This is a genomic window from Rothia aeria, from assembly GCF_016726365.1.
Classification (GTDB): domain Bacteria; phylum Actinomycetota; class Actinomycetes; order Actinomycetales; family Micrococcaceae; genus Rothia; species Rothia aeria.
This window is the reverse complement of sequence record NZ_CP068102.1, coordinates 2520376-2543888: the sequence shown is the minus strand read 5'-3', so window position 1 is coordinate 2543888 and position 23513 is coordinate 2520376. Positions and strand designations below refer to the sequence as shown.

15 protein-coding genes are annotated in these 23513 nt (G+C 57.7%); 4 read left to right on the top strand and 11 right to left on the bottom strand.

Annotation, left to right across the window (positions count from 1 at the left end):
• Window positions 1-212: 212 nt before the first annotated feature.
• Window positions 213-1424 (bottom strand): hypothetical protein, encoded by a 1212-nt coding sequence (locus I6I94_RS11140; protein ID WP_128087874.1) that lies wholly within the window; start codon window positions 1422-1424, stop codon window positions 213-215.
• 1293 nt (window positions 1425-2717) lie between these two features.
• Entirely contained in the window at window positions 2718-3821 is a 1104-nt protein-coding gene (ftsY, locus tag I6I94_RS11135) for a signal recognition particle-docking protein FtsY (protein WP_172425721.1), read from the bottom strand.
• 187 nt (window positions 3822-4008) lie between these two features.
• On the opposite strand from ftsY, the gene I6I94_RS11130 reads away from it, so the two are divergent.
• Window positions 4009-5550, top strand: coding sequence for an MFS transporter (locus tag I6I94_RS11130; RefSeq protein WP_172425679.1), 1542 nt, complete (start codon window positions 4009-4011; stop codon window positions 5548-5550).
• Window positions 5551-5619: 69 nt separating this feature from the next.
• Here I6I94_RS11130 and smc read toward each other — a convergent pair whose 3' ends face one another.
• Window positions 5620-9198: a chromosome segregation protein SMC gene (gene smc / locus I6I94_RS11125; protein WP_128087876.1), complete on the bottom strand. Its 3579-nt coding sequence runs from the start codon at window positions 9196-9198 to the stop codon at window positions 5620-5622.
• 300 nt (window positions 9199-9498) lie between these two features.
• Between smc and I6I94_RS11120 the strand changes: the two genes are divergently transcribed.
• The 3 genes from I6I94_RS11120 (at window position 9499) to I6I94_RS11110 (ending at window position 14817) form a co-directional block, all read left to right on the top strand.
• Complete coding sequence (locus I6I94_RS11120; RefSeq protein WP_128087877.1) at window positions 9499-10560, top strand: 3-oxoacyl-ACP synthase III; 1062 nt, start codon at window positions 9499-9501, stop codon at window positions 10558-10560.
• A gap of 118 nt (window positions 10561-10678) precedes the next feature.
• Complete coding sequence (locus tag I6I94_RS11115; RefSeq protein WP_201620715.1) at window positions 10679-13549, top strand: alpha/beta fold hydrolase; 2871 nt, start codon at window positions 10679-10681, stop codon at window positions 13547-13549.
• A gap of 131 nt (window positions 13550-13680) precedes the next feature.
• Window positions 13681-14817 carry an NAD-dependent epimerase/dehydratase family protein gene (locus I6I94_RS11110; RefSeq protein ID WP_128088213.1) on the top strand — a complete coding sequence of 379 codons (1137 nt, stop codon included), beginning with the start codon at window positions 13681-13683 and terminating at the stop codon, window positions 14815-14817.
• Between the two features lie 7 nt (window positions 14818-14824).
• Here the strand turns inward: I6I94_RS11110 and mutM are convergent, their stop codons facing one another.
• The 8 genes from mutM to I6I94_RS11070 form a co-directional block, all read right to left on the bottom strand.
• The gene (gene mutM / locus I6I94_RS11105; RefSeq protein WP_128087878.1) at window positions 14825-15808 is read right to left on the bottom strand and encodes a bifunctional DNA-formamidopyrimidine glycosylase/DNA-(apurinic or apyrimidinic site) lyase; all 984 of its coding nucleotides are present in this window, start codon (window positions 15806-15808) and stop codon (window positions 14825-14827) included.
• A 54-nt stretch (window positions 15809-15862) separates the two neighbouring features.
• Window positions 15863-16555 carry a ribonuclease III gene (gene rnc, locus I6I94_RS11100; RefSeq protein ID WP_006887990.1) on the bottom strand — a complete coding sequence of 231 codons (693 nt, stop codon included), beginning with the start codon at window positions 16553-16555 and terminating at the stop codon, window positions 15863-15865.
• Between the two features lie 17 nt (window positions 16556-16572).
• On the bottom strand, window positions 16573-16776 hold the full coding sequence (gene rpmF / locus I6I94_RS11095) for a 50S ribosomal protein L32 (protein WP_006887962.1): 204 nt from the start codon (window positions 16774-16776) through the stop codon (window positions 16573-16575).
• Between the two features lie 30 nt (window positions 16777-16806).
• Window positions 16807-17310, bottom strand: a complete 504-nt coding sequence (locus I6I94_RS11090; protein ID WP_023134707.1) for a YceD family protein — start codon at window positions 17308-17310, stop codon at window positions 16807-16809.
• Window positions 17311-17569: 259 nt separating this feature from the next.
• Complete coding sequence (gene coaD / locus I6I94_RS11085; protein WP_023134706.1) at window positions 17570-18049, bottom strand: pantetheine-phosphate adenylyltransferase; 480 nt, start codon at window positions 18047-18049, stop codon at window positions 17570-17572.
• Window positions 18050-18673, bottom strand: a complete 624-nt coding sequence (gene rsmD / locus I6I94_RS11080) for a 16S rRNA (guanine(966)-N(2))-methyltransferase RsmD (protein ID WP_201620714.1) — start codon at window positions 18671-18673, stop codon at window positions 18050-18052. It lies immediately after the preceding gene.
• Between the two features lie 41 nt (window positions 18674-18714).
• Window positions 18715-22137 carry an ATP-dependent DNA helicase RecG gene (locus tag I6I94_RS11075; RefSeq protein WP_201620713.1) on the bottom strand — a complete coding sequence of 1141 codons (3423 nt, stop codon included), beginning with the start codon at window positions 22135-22137 and terminating at the stop codon, window positions 18715-18717.
• A gap of 206 nt (window positions 22138-22343) precedes the next feature.
• A complete protein-coding gene (locus I6I94_RS11070; protein WP_128087880.1) occupies window positions 22344-23486 on the bottom strand; it encodes a DAK2 domain-containing protein in 1143 nt (380 codons plus the stop codon).
• Window positions 23487-23513: the final 27 nt, after the last annotated feature.

Genomic DNA, 23513 nt, shown 5'->3' with positions numbered 1-23513 from the left:
AATATAACTTCTACCCTGAAACTGGGTGACCAGGTACTCACCCTCATAAAAAACCTAAGTTTCCTTCTAGCAGATATTTTCCATCTACAACTAATAATAGGTATCGAGTTACATGAAGCACTACCCCCAAGCCTCTAGAGATAAAGGCGAAATAAGAATATTTCTAGACAGATACAACATCAAATATTCAAAATATTAATATACTGGTAGTTCTAGTTGTGTTTATGAGGTATAGACTGGCCACAACACGACATATAGCAGTCGCCCTTTCGCGCACCAGGAGGGAGTTCTTCTGGAGCTAACCTAGAAAGTTCTTCTAAAGAGTCTTCAGTAAAGTTAAAAATATTTCCACGCCCAGTCATCGAAATCTCAGCTCCACCAAATACATGAGGTATAGAATATGTTTCTATCTTATCTCCTATTTTTGTCTCTTGAAATATAACAGATTTAAATTTTGCATTAGCAAATGAAGCCTTGTCGATCCTAGTATGCACAAAGTCAGCAATCATAAAATTGACCTTATTAAATATTCCTTCTTCCATAGATGCTTTATAAAAATTTACAGTTTGAATTTTAGAACTGCTCATATCTAAAGATTTTGCAAAAGTAGAATTTCGAAAGCTTAGGTTTCCATGTATATCTATACCAGATAAATCGACGTCAAAATTAAATATGCATCCATCAAAATTGAAATCTAGATCAGACCACAAAGAGGTACTGTTCTGTTGGTTACTACGTATCGTATATTCCTTAATAGCTTCAACAATCCATTTAACATTCTCAAATGGATAGTTTTCATTATTCACCCTACCATCTCCTACAGCACCTTTACGAATATACTCAAATATGTTATTTAAAACAGATTGAGCTTGTTTCTTGTTCCCCATATTTAACCAGTCATCTACCACTTGGAGTATCTTATTAGCGCCCAAACGTTGTCCCGTCAAAGAGCCACTACTTAACTGAGTATATGCGTCAGCAAAGGATAAGTTAACTTCTCGAATCTTAGAATCTTTGTATTGCTCCTGCTGAAAATCCAACTGATTTTTCTGTATGTTAAGTTGATTCTTCTGCACTGCAATCTGTTCCCTAATATTTTCAGCATCATCATTATTTTTCTTTCTTTCAATTTCGTTCTTACTATGGGTCTCATTTAGAGTAACAAGAGCAATTAATCCACCAGCCATATACAGTAAAGCGGTACGAATTTCTTTTGATCCATCACCCTGTTCAAATCGCACTCCTATAAAATCATTAAGGAGGAAAGATGCAAGCGGTGGAATAAAAACTATTGCAACTACACCGAGTGTAGCAATCCAGCAAAGACGCTGACTAAATTCATTTCTGGGCACATGGAATATTTTACGAAAATTTCGACACACCATTCCTCCAAGTTTTATTGCATTTCTAAGCATAACAGTCATCACTTTCCTTAAATTTTATAATAAGTTTATCAGTAAGTTTCTCGCGTAAGTCAATGAGTAAAATATTCTGATAAATAAAATTCAAAATATAACTCTCGGTTGTTTCTAAAACCCCTCCTATAGATTCAGAATTATACCCACTTGAGTAAGGTATTTCCAAATTTAAAAGATCCTTTTTTATTAATATAACTAAATGTAGTTCTTCACCTTCAAAACCTCCCAGACATGAGGGCTATTTTTAAGGGATGTAAAACAACAATGTCCTTCGGTTTTTACTAACGGACGAATAGAAGACAACCCTCAACCGATACAGCATTTCCCTATTGCAAGGTTCATAGACCCGATGGATGCACGTACACTGAATAAAATACCGTTAGCATTTATAAACCAAGTTGGAGTATCAGTGAGAGTTACTCTTCAAGGGTTACATAACAACATCCCTGTTTCCAGTACCATATAGTTATGTAACTTATCCGCCGCCTTCTTTAGGTGGCCGGTAACCTCTTTGAAGCGGTTAATACAGAAATATCTGCTTTTTCCTTTACTAAAGAGCTTTTCAGACCTCCCCAACGTGGAAACTTACCTGTACTAACACTTTCTAAGTCACGATCCTATTATTTGGTGTAAACCATTAGTATATCCTAACTCTCAAAATTCTTACAGCGCACATGCAGTATTATACTGACCACACTGGGCCACTTGAGCTTATGTGTTCGAAACAGACAGTAAAAAAGAACACAGCCCCAACTTCAATATTCTACAAGCAGGAAGAAACGCCTACGGTTCTACTAGTCAAAGTTATAATTCCCTACTAGACTTTTTCCCTGAATTGTTCAGAAAAGTTCACAAGGCTGTGAGTGAACTCAAGAATTTTTCCTTCTCTCTTCCTATTCTAGCCCATGTTGAGATAGCAGACATTAAACGATACCATTCTCCCTCTACACACAGTTTGCATGAGTCTGACAGCTCTTCGACCGTACCAGGGTCTTAGGCATTCTTGCCCTTTTTCAACATATGCCTAGGACTGACCAGCTATTTGGCTGTTTGGTTATCTCTATCAGTAGCCATAACGCAGACTCAAGCCATCAGAAAACGGCAAGCCGTTATCGGAAGCTCCCTTACTTACTATTGGGCGATCACATGGATCCCTAACGTCTACATATCTCTAATAGGTACTAGCTAAACCAGGGAACCCCACCTGTAACATTACAGCGCCCCCGGCCGGAAATTTTTACCCCTCCACCTGGAGGTTATTTCCCATCGGGGGCGCCGCATGTGGTTATTTATAGGCAGCTAGTCGAGGAGCGCATCCACGAAGCCTTCGGGGTCGAAGGGGGCCAGATCGTCCGGACCTTCGCCGAGCCCCACGAGCTTGACGGGAACACCCAATTCTTCCTGAATAGCCACCACGATGCCGCCCTTTGCGGTACCGTCGAGCTTGGTGAGCACAATACCGGTCACGTCCACGATTTCGCCGAAGACCTTTGCCTGCACCATACCGTTCTGCCCGGTTGTCGCGTCAATTACCAAAAGCACCTCGGTCACGGGGGCTTCCTTTTCGATCACGCGCTTAATCTTACCGAGCTGATCCATCAAACCGGCCTTATTCTGCAGGCGACCCGCAGTATCGACCAGCACCGTGCCGATACCCTCAGCCTTAGCGGTCTTCACCGCGTCGAAAGCAACAGAGGCAGGATCAGCACCTTCCTTTTCGCTGCGCACGGTCTTCACGCCCACGCGGTCGCCCCAAGTCGTCAGCTGTTCGGAAGCCGCAGCACGGAAGGTATCAGCCGCACCCAGCAGAAGCGAATTTCCGTCCGCGACCATCACGCGGGCGATCTTACCGACCGTCGTGGTCTTCCCCACGCCGTTCACGCCGACCACAAGCACCACGCCGGGGTTGCCGTCGGTGCCTTCGGTCTTTAGCTCACGATCCATCGTGGGGCCAATAATCTCAAGAAGCTCCTCATGAAGCATCTTCTTCACGGCGGCAGGGTTATCGGTACCCTCCACACGCACCCGCTTCTGAAGCGCCTCCACCAGGCGGGTGGTCGGCTCAGCACCCAAATCAGCCATGAGCAGAGTCTCTTCGACCTCGTCCCAGACATCCTGATCAATGCGATCTCGTGAGAGCAGAGCCAAAAGCCCCTTGCCCAGCATGTTGTTCGACCGTGCCAAACGGGCACGCAGCCGCACCAGACGCCCCGCAACCGGCGCGGGAGTCTCAACCCCCGGCTCCTGCGGTTCTTCACCCTCAGGCTCTTTGGCACCGCCGGTATCATCGGCGTCGCGGGTGCTCGGGTACCCGCCGCGAGGCGCCTTCGGGGAACGCAAAAACGCAAAGAGCACACCGATAAGAACCAGCACGCCCAGCACAATTGCAAGGATTATCCACATAGTTTCATTCACACTACTAGCTTACCGGTTCACACTCTCCCAACACAGTGTTTCTAGGAGATGAATCGTGCAGATAAACCCCGGGCAGGAGTAGACTAGCGATTGTAGAAAACGCCAGCACACCAGCACCAGCTCACGCCCGCCCACTAGCGCATCGGGCACACAGATACATCAGCGAAGAAGGATAATGCCAGAACCCACAACACCCGAACGTAACAATCACTGCGACCACCCCAGCACCACCACCGGTTCGCTGCCCATTATCACCCCCGGCGCGGACGCTCTGGGCACCGCCACCATCGAAGAAGAAACTGGGCGGCGCATCCGTTTTACTCGCACGCGAGAAACTGTTCAGGGCGGCAAAATCCCCACCGGCCTTAAAGTTCTCATCGCCGCATCGTTCATGATCGCCCTCGGGTACGGGCTTGTGGCGCCGGTACTCCCCAGTTTTGCGCGTAGCTTTAATGTGGGTGTTACGGCAACAACGATTGTGGTCTCGGCATTAGCAGCCATGCGGTTAGCCTTCGCGCCGAGTGCGGGCAAGCTTATCTCCCGGTTTGGTGAACGACCAATCTACACCTGCGGCATGATTATTGTGGCGGTTTCGTCCTTCGTAAATGCCGCCGCCTGGGATTACTGGGTGCTGTTGGCTTCGCGCGCGTTCGCAGGTATCGGTTCGGTCATGTTCACGGTTTCTGCGATGGGTCTTCTGGTGCGTTTAGCGCCGTCGCATATGCGCGGGCGGGTTTCGGGATACTACGCTACCGCATTCCTGCTTGGGAACATTATGGGGCCGGTCGTCGGCGGCGCACTCAGCGGCTTGGGGATGCGCCTGCCGTTCGCCCTCTACGGCTGCTCTCTGCTGGTGGCTGGGGCTATCGTGTGGTTTATGCTGCCCCCGGCAGATCAGATCGATGCTGAACGTGAGGCGTACAGTCTTCCCACCCAGGATGATGTTGCCCCCAGCGCTTCATCTGATGCCGACAAGCCCGGTACAACCGCTGCTCCTGCAGCCGATGCACCAGCCTCAGTCCGGAGTTTCGCATCGGGTCAGGCGCCGTCTCAGCAGAAAACCCCCACACCAGCCGTTATGACCGTTCGGCAGGCACTCAAATTTACGAACTACCGCTCAGCGCTTTTCACGAACTTCACAATTGGCTGGGCGGTTTTAGGCATACAGTCCTCCCTGATTCCGCTGCTCGCGGCATATTTAGCGACGGGCGGCGATGCGTCTAAGGCATCGGAGGGAACCGTCCTTGCCTCTACGGTGATGGCGGTCGGTTCGTTAGCCAATGCTCTCACCCAAACCGTTTCGGGGCGTCTATCTGACAGCCTGGGGCGGCGCATCATGATTTTTATCGGTTTGCTGATCGCCGGAACCGCCATTTCAACCATTGGTATTTCTTCGGCGCCCTGGATGCTCATAGCCCTGATCGTGGGCATGGGGGCCGGTGCTGCACTGATCACGCCCTCGCTGCAAGCCTCTGTTGCCGATGTGATCGGCGGTAAACGCGACGGTGCGCCCGTGCTTGCGACCTTCCAAATGCACAGTGACTTCGGCATGATTCTGGGTCCGCTTCTCGCCGGTGCCGTCGCCGATACGTGGGGGTTTACGCCCGCGTTCATGCTCTGCGGAGGTTTGCTCCTGGCGGCTTCGCTCACCTGGCTGCCGTTCCGCACCCCGCGCTGGCCCAGCGAACTGGCGGATGAGAACTATACCGGGAAGTAAAGGAACATTCACAAAACATGTGGGCTTAAGAAGTATTCTTAAGCCCACATGTTTTGTGCGCAGAAAACGTTAGAGAAGCTCACGCAGCTCCTCCACGCTCTGCGAAATAACGGTTGAAACCCCCTCACGCATCGACACCCCGTACAGGGTTTGTGCCACCTGCATTGTGCGTTTCTGGTGCGTGATCAGAATCAGCTGCGAGCGCTGCCCCAGCTGCTCAATCACCTCAAGCAGACGCCCCAGGTTGCGGTCGTCAAGGGCTGCTTCCACCTCGTCAAGGGCGTAGAAGGGGCTGGGGCGGGCCATGAAAATAGCAATGAGCAGAGCCAGGGACGCTAACGACCGTTCACCGCCTGAGAGGAGCGAGAGACGTTTAACTTTTTTGCCGGCGGGCCGCGCAAAAATCTCGATACCCGAGTTGAGGGTGTCTTCGGGGTCCGTGAGTTCTAGCCGCCCCTGACCGCCCGGGAAAAGCGTGGCGAAAATATGTTCATAATGCTCGTTAATGTCGGCGAGCGCGGCGGTGAACACTTCGGTGATGCGGCTGGTGACTTCGTCCATAACAGTGTTCAGATCGGCACGGGACTTTTTGAGGTCTGCGATCTGTTCACGGAGGTAGCTGTGCCGCTCGGTGAGCGCCTCATATTCTTCCAGTGCTAACGGGTTGACGCTGCCTAGTCGGCGGAGCTCGGCTTCGGTGGCGGTGAGGCGCTCTTTGAGGGTTTCTTCGCTGACTTCTTCGTCCCCTGCCGCAGCCTGCGGGTGGGCGGTGGTGATCTCATCAAGGGTGAGGCTGGTGAGCAGCTGGGCTCGTTCGGACAGGTTCTCGCGGCGGGTTTCGATGCGCGCAATGTCGGTTTCGCTTCGGGCGGCGAGGGTGAGGGCTGCGGCGCGGGCGGTTTCAAGCTCTTGCTGTTCGGCACGGTTTTTGGTGCGCTGGGCCGTTATTTTTTCGATTTCGCCGGTGGTGTCGGCAATATGTTGGCGCAGCTTTGCTATTTCGTGTTCAAGAGCGTGGGCGAGGGCGAGGGCACGGGCGTGTGTGCCCTGGGCGCGCTGTGCCAAGCGCTGGGTGTGAGCAGCCGCAGCGTGGGCGTTCTGCCGGGTGCTGATGGCGCGCTGGTGCAGGTCTTGAGCGCGGGTGAGGGCTGTTTGTGCTGCTGCGTATTCCGCTTCGATGCGCACCATAACGGAGTGGGCTTCTTGGCGGGTTTTTTCTGCTTGCGTGTGGGCATCACGCGCAGCAGCCAGCTCGGCCTCTAGGGCCTGTTGTGTGGTGGGCGGGTGCGTTTGCGCCGCCTCTGCGGGGTGCTGCTGCGCGGTTTCGTGGGCGTCAAGTTCGGCTCGGGCATGGGCGTAGGTTTCGTTCGCTAGGCGTGCTGCTGTGTGGGCGGTTTCGAGTCGTTCTTGGGCGCGGCGCAGTTCCGCATCCATGCTTTCACCACGAACAGTAATGCGTTCTTGCGCGGTTTGGGCGGCGCTCAGTGCGGCACGCGCCTGCCCCAGGGTTTTGGCGGTATCCCGTTCAGTGGTGAGTGTTTCGGCGAGCTTTTTCTCTGCGGCTGCGAGTTTCTGGGCGGCGTGCTGGGCTAGACGGGCGGTAGCCTCGGCGTGCTCTTGCGCTGTGCGGGCGGCGGCAGCCAGTTCGAGGGCGCTGGCCCCCGCATCGGGGTGCAGCTCAGCGTGGCGCGAGTACACGATACCGTGCGTATCTATTGCTAGGCGGGCCCCCGCTTTAAGTGCTGCGCGGGCGTGGTGTGCGGTGGGAGCACAGTAGACTCCCGCAAGCTGTTCGTCGAGTGCCGCTTTCAGGGCCTGGGTTTCTGCTTTCCGCAGCGGTTTGGGGCCGGTACCGGCGGGGTCTTCAGCGCGTATGGTGATGATGTTGTGTGCAGCATGGGCTTTTACGGTTGGCGGCATCACGGGTTCGGGGTGCTTTTCAGGAGCACTGTTTGGTGAGCCCGCGGGGAGGATGCGTGAGATGCTGGCTGTTCTGGGGGCGTTCAGTGCGGCGGTTGCCAGCTGCGCCAGGGCGGAGGCGGCGGCTTTTTCCCAGCCTGGTTCGATGGTGATAACGTCCAGAACACGCAGCAGGTTATCGGCTGCGGGGCTTGACGCCCCCTGTGATTCCTCCTGGTTCAGGTGGGTGCCGAGAGCTTCACGCAGGGTAGCGGCGCGCTCGCGGGCACCTGCTGCTTCTTGGGCGGTGCGGGCGGCTTCTTCCCGAGCGGCGTTGCGTTTTTCTTCTGCGCTCATGCGCTCTTGACGGATCTTCGTAAGACGCTGCTCGTGGGCGTCATGTTCGGCCTCGGCGGCAGCGTGGGCGGCCTCAGCTTCGGCGCGTTGACCGGCGATTCCGGCTGCTTCTGCGGTGAGCTGTTCTACCTCTGCCCTGCGGTTTGTTTCCTCATCGTTGGCCCGCTCGTACCCGGCGCGTGCCACGGCGGCGGCTTCGGTGAGTTCGGCACGGCGCTGGCGCTCTTGCTGGGCTGCGGCGGCGTGGGCGGTGAGCTTCCGCTCGATACTCTGCACCTGGGCGCGCGCCGACTCGGCGACCTTGGCAGCCTGTTGAAGTGCTTCGCGGGCTTGTTCGAGGGCTGCGGTGCTTTGGGTCAGCGCCTGCTCGTCGGCCTCCATGCGCTCTGCTGCCCTGTTGACTTCGGCGTCGTAACCGGTCATATCTGCGTTTTGCTGCCCGGTTTTTGCGCGTTCGGCAGCCACGGAGGCGGTGGCGTGCGTGCGGGTGAGCAGCTGGTTCAGGTGCGAAAGCTGCTCGGCGTGAGCCGCCTGGGTGGCACGTAAAGATTCAAGGTGCGTATCATGTTCCAGGCCGTCGGCGTGGGCTTGTGACCACTGCTGCTGCAGCTGCTCGGCGTGTTCGGCGGCTGCGGCGCCCCGCTCACGCTCAGTGTCTAATAAGCCATCAAGGGCGTGGGCTTGGCGGGCAATCAGCAGCGCGTTGAGCTCACGGATACGCGCCTGCAGTTCGCGTGCTGCCGCGGCAGATTCGGCCTGCTCCCCCAGCGGTTTAAGCTGGCTCTGCAGCTCGGCTGCCAGGTCGTTGAGCCGGGTGAGGTTCGCGCTCATCGCCTCAAGTTTACGTGCTGTTTTATCTTGACGGCGGCGGTATTTGAGGATTCCGGCGGCTTCTTCGATCACCTCGCGGCGTTCAGCGGCGGAGGCGTGCAGAATCTTATCCAGCTGCCCTTGGCCGATCAGCACGTGCATCTCAGGCCCCAGGCCCGCCTCAGACAGCAGGTCTTGCACATCAGTCAGCCGGGCCGGGGAACCATTAATCTCGTATTCACTGCCGCCGGCGCGGAACATGGTGCGGGAAATTTCGACCTCTGCTGAGGGGATCGTCAGCGCCCCGTCTGAGTTGTCGATGCGCAGGCTCACCTTTGCCCGCCCCAGTGCTGATTTACCGCCCTGTTCAGCCCCGGCCCCAGCGAAAATAACGTCCTGCATGGACCCGCCGCGCAGGCTTTTAGCGCCTTGTTCTCCCATGACCCAGGCGAGCGCATCCACAATATTTGATTTGCCTGAACCGTTCGGACCCACCACCGCGTTAATGCCGGGGGTGAACTCGAACGTGGTGGCGGAGGCGAAGGATTTGAAACCGCGCAGGGTGAGCGAATGCAGGTGCACGGGGAGTATCCTTCCGGTAGTGGTTTTCGGCCCAGCCGTGATTTTCAGCTACCTATAAGGTTAACGTATCAGGATTTGGCGGGCCCGGCGGCTATACTTGGGGCGTAGGGTTACAGGCCTACGCCCGCAGTGAACGGGTGGCGCTTATTACTCTTGCTGACGGGTTTTATATGCCCGCCCTAATAACTGATACGGGCCTCGGTAGGGTAAATTTTAAGTAACCAACACTGAGGCGGGGAGCGCACAAGCTCCCCTTCTTTCGTGAACGAAATAGTACTGTCCAAAACATACGAAGGCATTATGTCTGCACAAAACGCTGCTTCGCCCGGATCAGAGGCGAACTCCGATATCCGCCACCGCAACGCGGCGCTACTTTCGATTGAGAACGAGCTACCGCCCTTGGTGGTTTCGAGCGACTACTTTGATGAGCAGCTGGCAGACACCTACAAGCGGTTGCGCATGCCCAAGGGCCTGCTGGAGCGGCTGGCTGGCATTAGTGAACGGCGCGGCTGGGCGCAGGGGCAGACCTTTGAGGACGGCGCGGTTGCCGCCGCTGAGAAGGCGATCTCCTCCGCCGGTATTGACAGGAACCGCATCGGTTTAATGATTAACGCCTCGGTGACGCGCGATAATTTTGAACCCGCCGTCTCGGTGGGTGTTCACGACCGCCTTAACCTGCCGCGGCACGCTTTGAACTTCGATATTACAAACGCCTGCCTGGGGTTTGTGAACGCCATGACGGTGGCAGCGACCATGATCGACTCGGGCGCTATCGAGTACGCCCTGGTTGTGGCCGGTGAGGACCCTTCCCCCTGGCACCGTACCGCCTTGCGCATCCTAAACCAGCCCAATACTTCCCGCGATGATGTGCTCGCGCAGTTCGCCACCCTCACCCTCGGCTCGGGTGCGGCAGCAGCCGTAATAGGCCGGGCGGATGAGCACCCCAACGGGCACCGTATTGTGGGCTCTGTGTCGCGGGCAGGTACGGAGCACCGTGATTTGTGCATCGGCGGCGAAGCCGACCAGGGAATGAATACCGATGCTGCCGGGCTGCTGGAGCACGGCTTGGAGCTGGTGGCGCAGGCGTGGGAGCAGGCGCATCAGGACGGCTGGGACTGGGGCAGCATGACCTCCTATGTGACCCACCAGGTTTCGAACGCCCACACGAACGCCATTATTGAGGCGGTCGGTATTGAGCGGGAACGTATTCCGTTGACTTTCCCCCGCTGGGGTAATGTGGCGGCGGCGGCGCTGCCGATGACCCTGGCCGAGTACGCACCCACCTACGCTAAGGGTGACCGGATCCTGTGTATGGGTGTGGGTTCGGGGCTTAACACAGCGCTCATGGAAATCACCTGGTAACCATATGATGTACCGCGGGGAGCCTCGGCAGTGAGGCTCCCCGACACGCACCACCGCAACCCACCCACATAGCAAAATCACCGGTTATACAGCGTAAAGAGAGCAAGGACACGGTTCTATGCGCCACCTGAACTTCCCCAAAACCCAGCCAACGTACAACCCTCAAGAGTGGACGGGCGTTGACCCCCGCTACTCGCACAGGCTTGAGGTGCCCACCACCGCCCCCATTGAGGCCCGCGCCAACCAGGCGCAGGCACGCCGCTGGCACTACCTGGACAACCTGCCGGTGCTTCAGCAGCAGGGGCTTGAATCGATCGGTACGGTGCTGTGCGTGCACGGAAACCCCACCTGGTCGTACCTGTGGCGCACCGTGCTTGACGCCGGGGTGAACACCGAAAACCCGTGGCGCGTGGTGGCGGTGGATCAGATCGATATGGGCTACTCCGAACGCACCCACCTCGATTTGGAGGGTGAGAGGCGTTCCCTTGAAGACCGTATCGCGGATTTGGGTGATTTTACGCGCGAAACCGGGCTGGATGAGACCAAACAGCCGCTAGTAATCCTGGCGCATGACTGGGGCGGGCTGGTGTCTTTAGGCTGGGCCCTTGAGCACAAGAGCATCCTCTCAGGGGTGATGCTCACAAACACCGCTGTTTACCACGACGGTATTGAACGTATACCTGCGCCGCTGCGGCTCGCCCTGAGCGTTCATGAGCTGGGCACAAAAGACTCCACCGCGTTCCTTGACGTGACCCTGGGGCTGGCACAAAACCGGGGGCGCCTGCCGGATCCAGGCACCCCGGGCGCTGCTGAAGCCGCGTTGGCTGGCCCCACCGTGCACCAGCCGCGTGCCCTGTATCCGTATAAGCTTGACGAAGGTATCCGGCGCACCTACCGCGCCCCCTACGCGCATCCGGCATGGCGTGAGGGTATCCGCAACTTTGTGGGTGATATCCCCACAGGTGCCGACATTCCGTCCTACGAACATATGGTGCGTATCGCCGAAGGTATTCGTGAGCTGAAGGTCCCCGCGTTCTTCCAGTGGGGCACTAAAGACCCCGTATTTCAGCGCCGTTACCTTTTTGACCTGATGCGCCGCATGCCGCAGGCAAAAGTACACCGCTATGAGAAAGCCTCACATCTTCTGGCGGAAGATTACGATATTGCCACCCCCATCTTCAGCTGGCTGGGGCAGAACTTCGGGGTGCTCGCCGAGGGTACCCTCCAGGAGCCGGTTAACGCTGAGGCGGCGCACCGCAAAGCCCGGCAAGAACTTGACCATCTCCACCGTGGCGATACCCCCCATAACACCGGATTCCGGCCCATACTAGCGGCGCTCACCGAACGCGCCCGAGACACTTCCCTGGCTGTGGTCGATATGGACACCAAAGGCGACGGCACCCAGGTGGCGGTTCAGCTCACCTGGGAGCAGCTGGCTGATAGGGTAGATGCTGCAGCTGCTCAGCTTCACGAGCTGGGGGTGCGCCCCGGTGACCGCGTGAACCTCATGGTTCCGCCCGGGTCCCGCCTCACCACCCTTATCTACGCCTGTTTGAAACTGGGTGCGGTTATTGTGGTGGCTGACACCGGGCTGGGTTTGAAGGGCCTCACCCGTGCGCTCAAGGGCGCTAACCCGCAGTTCATTGTGGGTATTCCTGCTGCGCTCGCTGCTGCCCGCTCGCTGCTGTGGCCGGGTCAGCGTATCTCAGTTGAGCCGTTAAACGCTTTCCAGGAACGTCTGCTCGGTGTGAGCGGCTCTGTATTCGCAGTGGCGCAGAAGAATCAGACCGGCACCGTAGAGTTCCCTGCCCCCGCCCCGGATGCGGATGCGGCGGTGCTCTACACCTCCGGTTCGACTGGCCCAGCCAAGGGCGTGGTGTACACGCAGCGGCAGCTGGCAGGGATGCGTGATGCGATCGCTCATACGTACGGTTTCGAGGAAGGGTCAGCCCTGGTGGCGGGTTTCGCCCCGTTCGCGCTTCTTGGCCCGGCCCTGGGGGCCACCAGCGTGACCCCCAAAATGGATGTGACCAAGCCGAAAACCTTGACGGCGACCGCGTTGGCCTCAGCAGCTGAAGCCATTGACGCCTCCACGGTGTTCGCCTCACCGGCGGCACTGGTGAACGTGGTGGCTACCGCGAAGGAGCTGACCGAGCCGCAGCGTTCCGCCCTGGCGAAGGTCACCACTGTGCTCTCAGCAGGGGCGCCGATTCCCGTTCCTCTGCTGCAGGTGCTCTCCCAGCTGGTGCCTAACGCCTCCCTGCACACCCCGTATGGGATGACTGAGGGGCTGCCCGTAACCGATGTTTCGTTTGAGATGATTCAGCAGGCGATTTCTGAGGGTGCCCCGAACTCTCAGGGTGATGTCCTTGACCCGTTCGCCAAAGACGGGGTATGTGTGGGCTACCCCGTGTACGGTGCGGCAGTAGCAATCGCCGCGTTGCAGGACGACGGGACTCCCGCGACTGAGACCACCCGCAAGCCCGGTGTCACCGGCGAAATTCTTGTCTCGGCGCCGCATGTGAAAGACCGCTACGACACCCTGTGGGTTACTGAAGAAGAGTCAATCTCTACCCCCGGCTGGCACCACACCGGTGATGTTGGGCATCTGGACGCTTCCGGCCGTTTGTGGGTTGAGGGGCGGCTGGCGCATGTGCTTCTCACCGCTCAGGGTGTGCTCACCCCGGTGGCTGCTGAGCAGTCCGCAGAAACTCTAGATGAGGTGCGCCGTGCCGCGCTGGTGGCGGTGGGCCCGGACGGTGCCGCCGCCGCGGTACTGGTGATTGAGGCCACCGACCGTGCGCTCAAGCAGGGGCAGGCACCCCTTGCCCTGAGCCGTGCAGTGCGGGAACGGGTGAAGGAAGACACGGGTATTGAGCTGGCGGCTGTGCTGGTAGTACGTGAGCACCCCACGGACATTCGCCATAACTCTAAAATTGACCGAACCGCCTTGAGCACGTGGGCTCAGAAGGTACTTGCCGGAGCGTAATATAGCGCATTTATGCGCTACATTCTGGTGCCTGCATACCCCCTTCAAACCTTCTCCTATCCTGTGTCTGTGCCCTGCGTACACACCATAAATACACCACCATAGTGATACATAATCTTTCGGAGGCGATGATGACTAACCCCGCTCCCCTGGCGGCACGCTACACCGACCCATCTCCCCGTTCGCTACGGCCCGTTGAAGAATCAGATTTTGCCCCGAGCAACGCAGAGCGTGTGCTGCTGACCGGTGCCAGCGGCATGCTGGGCCGCGAGTCTGCGCTGGCCCTATTGCGTGCCGGGTACACTGTGCGGGTGTTTCAACGCTCAGATTCGGGAATAGCCGCCCTGCTGCCGGATACTATTCGTCCCAGGTTCGAGCAGGTGCGGGGTTCCCTCACCAACCGGCAAGCCATTGAGCAGGCGCTGACAGGTGTGAACGGTATTGTGCACGCAGCCGCGAAAGTATCGGTCTCCGGTGACTGGCGCGACTATGAACGGGTAAATATTGAGGGAACCAAGAGTCTGCTGGATGCTGCGGTTGAGCATGCGATCCCCAAATTTCTGTATATTTCCTCCCCGTCGGTAGCGCACGCCGGAGCAGCGCTTGTAGGTGCAGGGAACGGGGATGCCTCCCCCGAACACGCGCGCGGCAACTATGCCAGGTCAAAGGCGGTGGCGGAGAAAGCGGTGCTGCAGATGAACGGTACGGCGCTATCCACCGGGGAGCATCTGTGCACCGGTGCCCTGCGCCCACACCTGATCTGGGGCCCGGGAGACACGCAGCTGGTGGAACGCATCCTGGAGAGGGCCCGTGCGGGGCGGCTGCCGCTTCTATCCGGTGGGACTGGGCTGATCGACACCCTGTACATTGATAACGCCGCCGACGCAGTGGTGCACGGTTACGAACGGTTGGAGGCGCTTGCCGGGCGGGCTGTAGTGGTCACCAATGGGCAGCCGCGCACAGTTGCCGAGCTCATGAGCGGCTTCTGCACTGCTGTGGGCGTTCCCGCACCGCGTTTTTCGGTACCGGCACCGGTGGCTGTGGTGGCCGGGCGCCTGATTGAGAAGGTGTGGGCTTTACTGCCTCATTCGGTGACCGCCGGTGATGAGCCTCCCATGACGGGGTTCCTAGCGGAGCAGCTGTCAACGGCGCACTGGTTTGATCAGCGAAACACCCGTGAACTGCTGGGGTGGGAACCGGCCGTATCAATTGAAGAAGGATATGAGCGGCTACGCCTGTTTTACGGGGATAAGTACTCTCAGCCGTAAAGGTTCATTACGTCCGGTCAAGCCCGCGCGGGGTACGTTGGCAGTGGGGGCACCGGTATGAGGAGCGGTTCATAAACGGTTCACGCACGATAATGCTGGTGCGTCCCTCATCCAGGCAGCGGCGGCACGGCTCACCGGCGCGCCCGTAGGCGTTCAGCGACCGATCAAAATAGCCGGACTGCCCGTTGACGTTCACATACAGGGCATCGAAGCTGGTACCCCCGACGCGGAGCGCTTCAGTAAGTACCTGCTGCACAGCGGCGAATAGTTCCCGGGTCTGTGCGGCGCTAAGCGTGCGGGATGGTTTGGCGTAGTGAATCCTGGCCCGCCACAGCGCCTCATCTGCATAAATATTCCCGATACCGGATACCACGGACTGATCTAGCAGCAGGCGTTTAATGCCGCTGGCGGTGCGGAGCATCTTCGCCCGTATCAGCGACAGATCAAAATACGGGTCTACAGGGTCACGCCCAATATGCTGTACGGCCTGCGGCACCAAAAACTCTTCCGGTATTTCTTCTGCCCCGGACAGCGAAGCACTCACAGGAATGTCAGACACTACATCCGAGAGGAACATGCCGCCAAAGATACGCTGATCAACAAACCGTAATTCGGTGGTTTGACCGGTACTCTCGCCATCGGCAGGTTCAAGTTCAAGGACGATTTTGAGGTGCTTCTCGGGTGCAAAATCTGGGGTTTTTACCAGCAGCTGCCCGCTCATTCCCAGGTGTATGACCAGCGCATACGGCAGTAGCTCGCCGGAGGCGCATCCGCCCCTGCCGGTGGCTGCGAGCGTGAGCCACATGTATTTGCCGCGCCGATACACCCCGTGAATGCGGGTTCCTTCCAGGCGGGCGGCAAAATCTGCTGTGCCCGGTACATGGCGGCGAGTAGAACGTGCATCCAGAATACGCACACGCTCAATGACCCGGCCCGCGGCGTGGGTCTGAACACCCTCACGGACGGTCTCAACCTCGGGAAGTTCAGGCACTGTGCCCTCCTTACTGCCTCATATGAACCGCAAACAGGCACCGTCAGCCCGGGGTCACAGCAGCACCCGGTAGGCTGCCTCGGCCGCCAGGCGTTCCGCTTCTTTCTTGCTGGTGCCTTCACCGGTTCCGGCGACTTGCCCGGCAACCACGGCTTTGGCCGTGTAGTGGCGTGCGTGGTCTGGCCCTTCGCCGCTCACCTCATACCGGACCTCGCCCCAGGCCCTGGAAGCCACCAGCTCCTGCAGATCGGTCTTCCAGTCACGCCCGGAATTCAGCACGGCCTCATCATCCAATAGCGGCGCAATTAAGCGCAGCACAAGCTCCCGGGCGGCTTCCCTGCCAAGGGTCATGTAGGTTGCACCGAAAATAGCTTCCATCGTATCGGCAAGGATTGAGTCTTTATCGGCACCGCCGGTCAGCCGCTCCCCCTTGCCCAAACGGATATGCGGCCCCAGCCTCAGCTCACGGGCAACTTTTGCCAGCGCCACGGTGGACACCACCACGTGATGCCGTTTCACCAGTTCCCCTTCCGGCATATCCGGGTAGCGGCGAAACACCTCCTCTGCGATAGCGAGCGAAAGCACCGAATCTCCCAGAAATTCCAGGCGCTCATTATGGGCGACTCCGGGATTCTCAAAAGCATAGGAACGGTGCGTTAGGGAGCGCAGAAACGTCTCGGCGTCAATAGTGACGCCGAGACGTTTCTGCAACTCCCTAGCGTCAGATGCACTAGGAACGTTATTCATTGGTAGCCAACTGTAATTTATGCGTCGGCGACCTTGCGGCCCTTGTACTCCAGGAACAGGGCGTTACCCGCAGCATCGGTGACAACCTTAGCCCGGTGCGGCAGGCTGTAGGTCACACGACCGTTCTCGATGGTCTTTACCAGCGGGGGCACAGAGGCCTTCCACTGGGAACGGCGTGCGCGGGTGTTAGCGCGGGACATTTTGCGCTTGGGAACAGCCACAGCTATCTCACAATCTCTAGTAATAACAATTTAGTTTTCGGTACCCGTGCCAAGCAGCCCCTGCAGGGCCGACCAGCGCGGGTCTAACGCCTCGTGATGATGCCCTGGGTTCTCCTCCAGGCGCGCTCCGCACTCGGAGCACAGACCCTGGCATGTTTCCCTGCATACGGGCTGGAACGGCAGCTGAAGGATCACTGCGTCCCGCAGTGCCGGTTCGAGGTCAAGCGTTTCTCCCTCAACGGCGTACTGCTCATCCACTTCGTCTTCGGGGCCGCCCTCAGGGGCCTTCTCGAACACGAAAAGCTCTTGAATGTCGGCCGACATTTCATAATCAATCGGATCCAGACACAGGCTACACTCGCCGTGTACATCCACAACGGCGTCGCCGGTAACTAGAATACCATCTACCACAGACTCTAACCGAACGTTCATATCAATATCGGTACCCTCAGGAACGCCAATAAGCGCATTTCCTAAATCAGCTGGTGCGGGAACAACCTCGGCAAATGTTTCCGAAGTGCCCGGGCGATGCATCAGGTTAGTCACCGAGAGCACCAGCTCAGACGAGTCTTTACGTGAAATGACGTATCTCCTTATGAAATGTATAAACCAAAATCTCAGTCTATAGCGTGCGCAAGCACAATGCAAGATAACACACTGTTTATGAGACCTTAACCATACGATCTCGGGCGTGTCTAGGCGTTTAGACCATCCCGCAAGCGCACCTCAACAGAATGAACCCACCCCGGATCGCTGTCATTATGCCTCTTGCGGGTCCATTACCACAGGTATATTAATGCCGCTGCACAAGAGCGTGGGCTACTACCTGCGGAACAAACGGGCGCACATCCCCTCCTAACGAGGCAACCTCACGAATAATCGTGGATGATACCCCACCGTAGCGGTCTTCTCCCGCCAAGAAAACGGTCTCTACCTTCGATAAACGCCGGTTCATACTCGCCATCGGGGCCTCATACCCATAATCCGTGCCCGAGCGCAGACCCTTCACTAAGGCGCTGGCGCCACGTTGAGCCGCGTACTCCGCCAAGAGCACCCCGGTTGGGATAATCTCAACGCCCACCCCTTCAATACCAAGTTCCGCTAAAGAATCCGTGACCAGCCGCACGCGTTCCTGAAGGCTAAAAAGGTACTTCTTCGAATGGTTATGGGCAACACCCACCACTACCTCATCGAAAAGCGAAGCGGCACGCGCAATAATCTCAAGGTGCCCATTATGAACAGGATCAAATGACCCGGGGCAAATCACCAGCATCTAGTTCTCCTTCTCAGCTATACCCAGCACAGGCTCTGCACTCAGCTCTGCGGCATCTGGTTCAAGATAATACACTGCCGTCTCCCCGTGATTCTTGGCTGCAAACCGGCGCACGCTCTTGGGCCATACCGGCTCACTATCACGTGCGGAACGCTCCACCACCACAATGGCGCCCTCGGCGAGGTGAGGGGCGATCTGCTGCAGATCCTCCACCACCTGCTCATTCGGCAGCGCATACGGAGGGTCCACGAACACAATATCCCACACGTCTAAAGCCCCCGACAGGTAGGTGCGCGCGCTTGAATGCCGCACCTTCACCTGCGGGTTCAGCCCACTCACAGAGCACGCCCGCACCACCGCATCCACGTTGCGCTGTATGGTTCGCACCGCCTTCGGGTACTTATCGACAATCTCAACAGAGGCGGCACCCCGCGACGCGGCTTCACAGCCTAACGCCCCCGAGCCGCCATACACATCAAGCACACGCGCACCCTCAAGCACCCCGTAGCTTTCCAGCTTAGAAAATAGTGACTCTTTCACCCTGTCGGTCGTCGGGCGAGTAGTATCACCCGGCACAGAGGCAAGGCGTAAGCCGCCCGCAGCCCCCGCAATAATGCGGCTCATCTTCCCTTCAGTCCCTTCCCTCACCGGTGCGGCAGATGCATCTATCCCCTGCCTAAAAACGCCTCGCGGTCAGCATCCAAGGCGCGGTCAATAGTACGCGCCAGATTCGGGTGCTTTGCCAGCGTCGGATCATCTGCCACAATACCCCGTGCATCTTCACGGGCGCGCTCAATAATTTTCGCATCTGTAAGCGCACGCAGGAATTTTAATGTGCTTTTACGTCCCGACTGTGCGGCCCCCAGAATATCGCCTTCACGCCGCTGCTGCAGGTCGATGCGGGACAGTTCAAAACCGTCCGTAGTGCCCGCCACCGCGTCAAGGCGTTCACGAGAAATACCGTCTGCTTCCTGACGGGTCACCAGCAGGCAGGTGCCTGCCGCCCCGCCGCGCCCCACACGGCCGCGCAGCTGATGCAGCCCCGAAATACCAAAGCGGTCGGCATCCATAATAATCATGAGCGTAGCATTTGGCACGTTCACGCCCACCTCAATGACGGTGGTGCTAATAAGAAGGTCAATCTCTGCCCGCTCAAATGCAGTCATCACGCGGGTTTTCTCGGCAGCGTCCATCCGCCCGTGCAGGGTACCGATGCGCACTCCCGAAAGCGCCGGGACATCTTGCAGGTAGGCGTTCATGGCTGTGACCGATGTCAACCTGATCTTTCCATCCGAGCTTTTAGCTTCTTCACGCCCGCCATCGCCAAATAGCTGCACCCCTTCTTCGGTGTCATCACCGTCCTCACCGATTTTGGGCACCACCACATACACCTGGTGTCCAGCGTCAATCTCCTCCCGAGCTCGGCTCCACAGGCGGGAAGCCCACCCCGGTTTTTCAGCTAAGGGAACTACATGCGTAGAAATCTTCTGCCGCCCGGCAGGCAGCTGGTCCAATACCGACACATCCAAATCACCGAAAACGGTCATCGCCACGGTACGCGGTATGGGGGTGGCTGTCATCACCAGCCGATGCGGCAATTCCCCGTGGGGACCGCGCAGGCCATCACGCTGTTCCACACCGAAACGGTGCTGCTCATCCACCACCACTAAACCTAGATCGTTGAACTCGACTCCTTCAGAAAGCAGCGCATGCGTACCAATCACAATCTGGGCGGTACCGTCTGCAAGTTCGGCCAGTACCTTTTTTTTACGTTTAGCAGACATGGAGGCCGTTAAAAGCCGTACCCGAACCTGAGGCCCGTCACCGGTGTGATCCGTGGCCGTATCGGGGGTATCAATGCCGGGGATTGTTCCGGTATCAGCCATAGCCCCTAAAACATCAAGTACAGACCGCAGATGCTGTTCAGCCAGCACCTCGGTAGGGGCCAGCATGGCAGATTGTCCGCCGGTATCAGCTACCTGAAGCATGGCCCGCAGGGCCACCACGGTTTTACCGGAACCAACATCACCCTGTAATAGGCGGTTCATTGGCGAAGAACCGCCAAGATCGGCGGCGATCTGCTCCCCCACAGCCTGCTGTCCGGCGGTGAGCTGATAGGGAAGAACCTCCAGCAGGCGATCCGCCAGCCCGCCCGGTACAGCAGCACGGGCAACAGTGCTGTGAGCAGCACGGGCAGCCTGCAGCCTGGCCAACGCAACCTGAAGTACGAACGCCTCACGGTAACGCATCTGCTGCTGCGCTGCGTACTGGGTGGCTTCACTATCCGGTGTGTGCAAAGCACGGTAGGTCCACTCCAGCGAAGGAATTTTACGGGCACGCCGTAGTTTGAACGGCACGGGGTCTTCCAGTTCTTTCAACGGCACAGCTTCTAAGAGCTGGGTAATGTAGGAAGCAATCCGGTCGGTAGGCAGTTTCGCCGGGGCACGGTACACGGGAATAGGGGCACCCGCTTTCTCTTGGGCGGCATCCACCGCCTCATCACTCTCGGAAAGCACCGCATAGTGCGGGTTTGTGAGGGTGTATTCACCACGATAGGTACCGACTTTACCCGAGAACATCACGTGGTCGCCTTCGTGGATATCACGTGCGGCGGTCCATGCATTAAAGAACGAGAGTTTCATCGTTGACCCTACGGGTGAGGAACCCGCAGGAACACCAAAAAGACTTTGAGACTGCCCGTAAGAATCCGCGTACCCCGAGTATGAGGCACCGTTGGCGGCAAGCCCCGCCACACGCGGGTTGGTGCCCCCGTACGACAGGCGGCTGGGCTGATGCGCCCGTCCGTTTACGGCGGCATAACGCCCTGTGGCTCCGCCCGGCTCGCCGCCAGCGAGAGTATCGGTAATAGTGACCTCAGTAATACGCCCTCGGCGTGCCGCCATGGTACGAGTACTCACATTCAGCACCCGAGCAATAATTGTGACTTCCTGCCCCTCGACCAGCTCGGCAAACGAGCTGAGTTCACCGCGCGGTAAGTATTTACGGGGGAAATACTCCAGCAGTTCCCCCACTGTCCCCAGCCCCAAATGGGTTTTTACGGCCCGCACGGCCGAGTCAGGAAGGTAATTTTTTAAGGGTGCGTTCTCAATGCGGTCTTCGGTGTTATAGCGGTTGAGGGCACGTTTTTTCGCCTGCCCGTTTTCTGTATTTTTATTCCCCTTAATGGTTTTCTGTGCTTCTGCGGTCGGGGTACCAACGGGCGTATTCCCGGATGTCTTCCTCTTCGTTTCACTTGCGGCGGGTTTACGTTTTGCGGTGGCGGCTCCTTGCTCCGCCGCCCGAGAATCAGCCTGCTGCTCTTTTCCCCGGACCCGCCGGGCAGCGGTATCGGGGACACCTGAACTGCCGGATTGGCGGGCGGCTACGGGCTTCTCCCCGCCCTTCTGCTTATTATTCTTTTGCCTCGCCCGTGTCTTTACTGCCTTCGCTTGTGGTGCGGGGGCCACCGGGTTCCTCTCAGCATGTTGCGGGCGAGCCTCTAAAGCAATATCCACCAGTTCGTACAGTTCCGCCGGATCCATTGCCCCAGCGGCTTCTCCTAAAGATTTTGTGAGTGAGGCAAGAGCCGCTTGATACTGTGGCGAGCGGCGGCGTTCTACTGTTTCTTGGAGCGCCGCTAAAGTAGTTTCATGGCGCGCGTATGCGGCTAAATCCTGCACGGTCAACAGCGGGTTATGAGCTACTTCGGCATCTGCGAGCACACCCTCAGGTACATCCCCCGCAGCATGGTGGTTAGCGTCTGGCTCTGTGATTTGTTGGGGGCGAGTGGTTTTACTCCCCCTACGGGTGCCCTTTGTGTGGTGCGCGGCTTCCTGTTGCGTCTCGGTCTCCTGCTGAACAGATGACTTCCCCCGACTCGCATTTTTATTCGACTTGTCCCCGCGTGTTGAGGCCGCTGCGCCGTCAGCATGGGTATCTTTACGCTGAGCGGCAGCATTGCGTGGGCGCGAAGGTTTACGGGCGAACTCCCCCCAGAGCGCACCCGAATCAAGCCCGTCAAACAGGCTGGGCGCAGACGTCGAAGGTTTCGGGGAGGCACCTTCACCGGTGCCGTGCCCTGCGTTCATCGCCTGCCCTCCCCTCAGCTTGCACACACTCTCTCATACAGTCGCAGGCCAGGGCCTTCCCCACCCCACGTTTACCTGGCACGCACCGCGTCATACCGGCATCGTGCGCATTATTAGATTAATTGTACGGTAAATAACACCATATTAGTACATATATTCAGGTGCGGCGTGCCTCTGAACCGCGAACACACGTATTCTCACACCGCTCAATCTGCGGCACACGCACTATCAGCAGGCCCCTCACGCAAAGACGACACCCGCTCCTCACGCAGCATACCGTGCCGGGCAATTGCTGCGCGAGCATCATCAAGCGAAAACACGTGCACATGCAGGCTCCACATCCCCGCAGAAACATCCAACGGGGTTAACAATAGCGAATCGCCCAGCTGCTCAAGTTCCGATCGTATCTGCGCCACCGCCACAGGGTCAGCATCCACCGTACCCATCAGCTCCCACTCGGGAACTCGCGCGCTCGCAGCAGTGCTATCTCCGCGTCGTTCCTGAAGGTGACGTGAAGGCATAGCGGGCGGCACCAGCATACGCTCAATCTGGGCATCGTCCAACCTGCTGGTACGCCACCGCGAGTTCGTGTGCACCACCGTCAGGTAAAACCCAAGGGCACCCGCATCCACCGTCCCCTTCAGCTCCGGGGCGGGCGGATACTCTGCGGTTCCTTCCAACGCCCGCAGCACGCTAGTGCGCCGGTACTCTGAGCGATTCAGCATATCCTGCAGTTCACTACCGGGCCGGTAGTGGAACCGATAGTCCGCCACTGCGAGCATTACTGCCCCCATAGTGCTGCGCATGAGCGAGGCATCGGGCACGCTCTGACGCACCCGTTGCGCCGCAGCGCTGAGAGCAAACGCCTCACGATAAGAGCTCTCACGTATCTCTGCGGCAGGTGCTTCCTCATACTGTTGGTGTAACGCCGAGAACACGGGAATCTGCGCTACCTCCGACTCGTCCATATCCTCGGTGAGGTGTCCCGGTAAACCCCAGTAGCTCCGTACCGCTTCCAAAGCCCAGGTACACAGCAGGGTGCCCGAGTTGCCCCTAGCTGACCGGTAAGCCTGCATAATAGCCCGCTCATATAACTGGCCTATCCGCAGATTAAGTGCCGCCGCATCCGCTGGTTTGGGTTCTTTCTGCAGCACCTCATATTCTGCGTCGAATGCTTCTTTGAGGGCGGTGAGCGTTACGGTCAGATTTGACCCGGTGTCCTTATCCGGTACGGGGAACGCATTCAGGCTATTCAACCCGTCACGGTACTTCCGGGCTTGTGCGCACGCTGCGTCTACCCAACCGATACCGAACGTAAACTCGGTTTTAGGCGCGTTATCACCTAACACAAACACTCCTTACACGCTGAGGCACCT

Coding starts and splice junctions, on each gene's coding strand:
- I6I94_RS11110 (WP_128088213.1), top strand. CDS start 13,681: ATGACTAACCCCGCTCCCCTGGCGGCACGCTACACCGACCCATCTCCC.
- I6I94_RS11140 (WP_128087874.1), bottom strand. CDS start 1,424: ATGACTGTTATGCTTAGAAATGCAATAAAACTTGGAGGAATGGTGTGT.
- coaD (WP_023134706.1), bottom strand. CDS start 18,049: ATGCTGGTGATTTGCCCCGGGTCATTTGATCCTGTTCATAATGGGCAC.
- rsmD (WP_201620714.1), bottom strand. CDS start 18,673: ATGAGCCGCATTATTGCGGGGGCTGCGGGCGGCTTACGCCTTGCCTCT.
- I6I94_RS11130 (WP_172425679.1), top strand. CDS start 4,009: ATGCCAGAACCCACAACACCCGAACGTAACAATCACTGCGACCACCCC.
- rnc (WP_006887990.1), bottom strand. CDS start 16,555: ATGAATAACGTTCCTAGTGCATCTGACGCTAGGGAGTTGCAGAAACGT.
- I6I94_RS11120 (WP_128087877.1), top strand. CDS start 9,499: ATGTCTGCACAAAACGCTGCTTCGCCCGGATCAGAGGCGAACTCCGAT.
- I6I94_RS11090 (WP_023134707.1), bottom strand. CDS start 17,310: ATGCATCGCCCGGGCACTTCGGAAACATTTGCCGAGGTTGTTCCCGCA.
- I6I94_RS11115 (WP_201620715.1), top strand. CDS start 10,679: ATGCGCCACCTGAACTTCCCCAAAACCCAGCCAACGTACAACCCTCAA.
- ftsY (WP_172425721.1), bottom strand. CDS start 3,821: ATGTGGATAATCCTTGCAATTGTGCTGGGCGTGCTGGTTCTTATCGGT.
- I6I94_RS11075 (WP_201620713.1), bottom strand. CDS start 22,137: ATGAACGCAGGGCACGGCACCGGTGAAGGTGCCTCCCCGAAACCTTCG.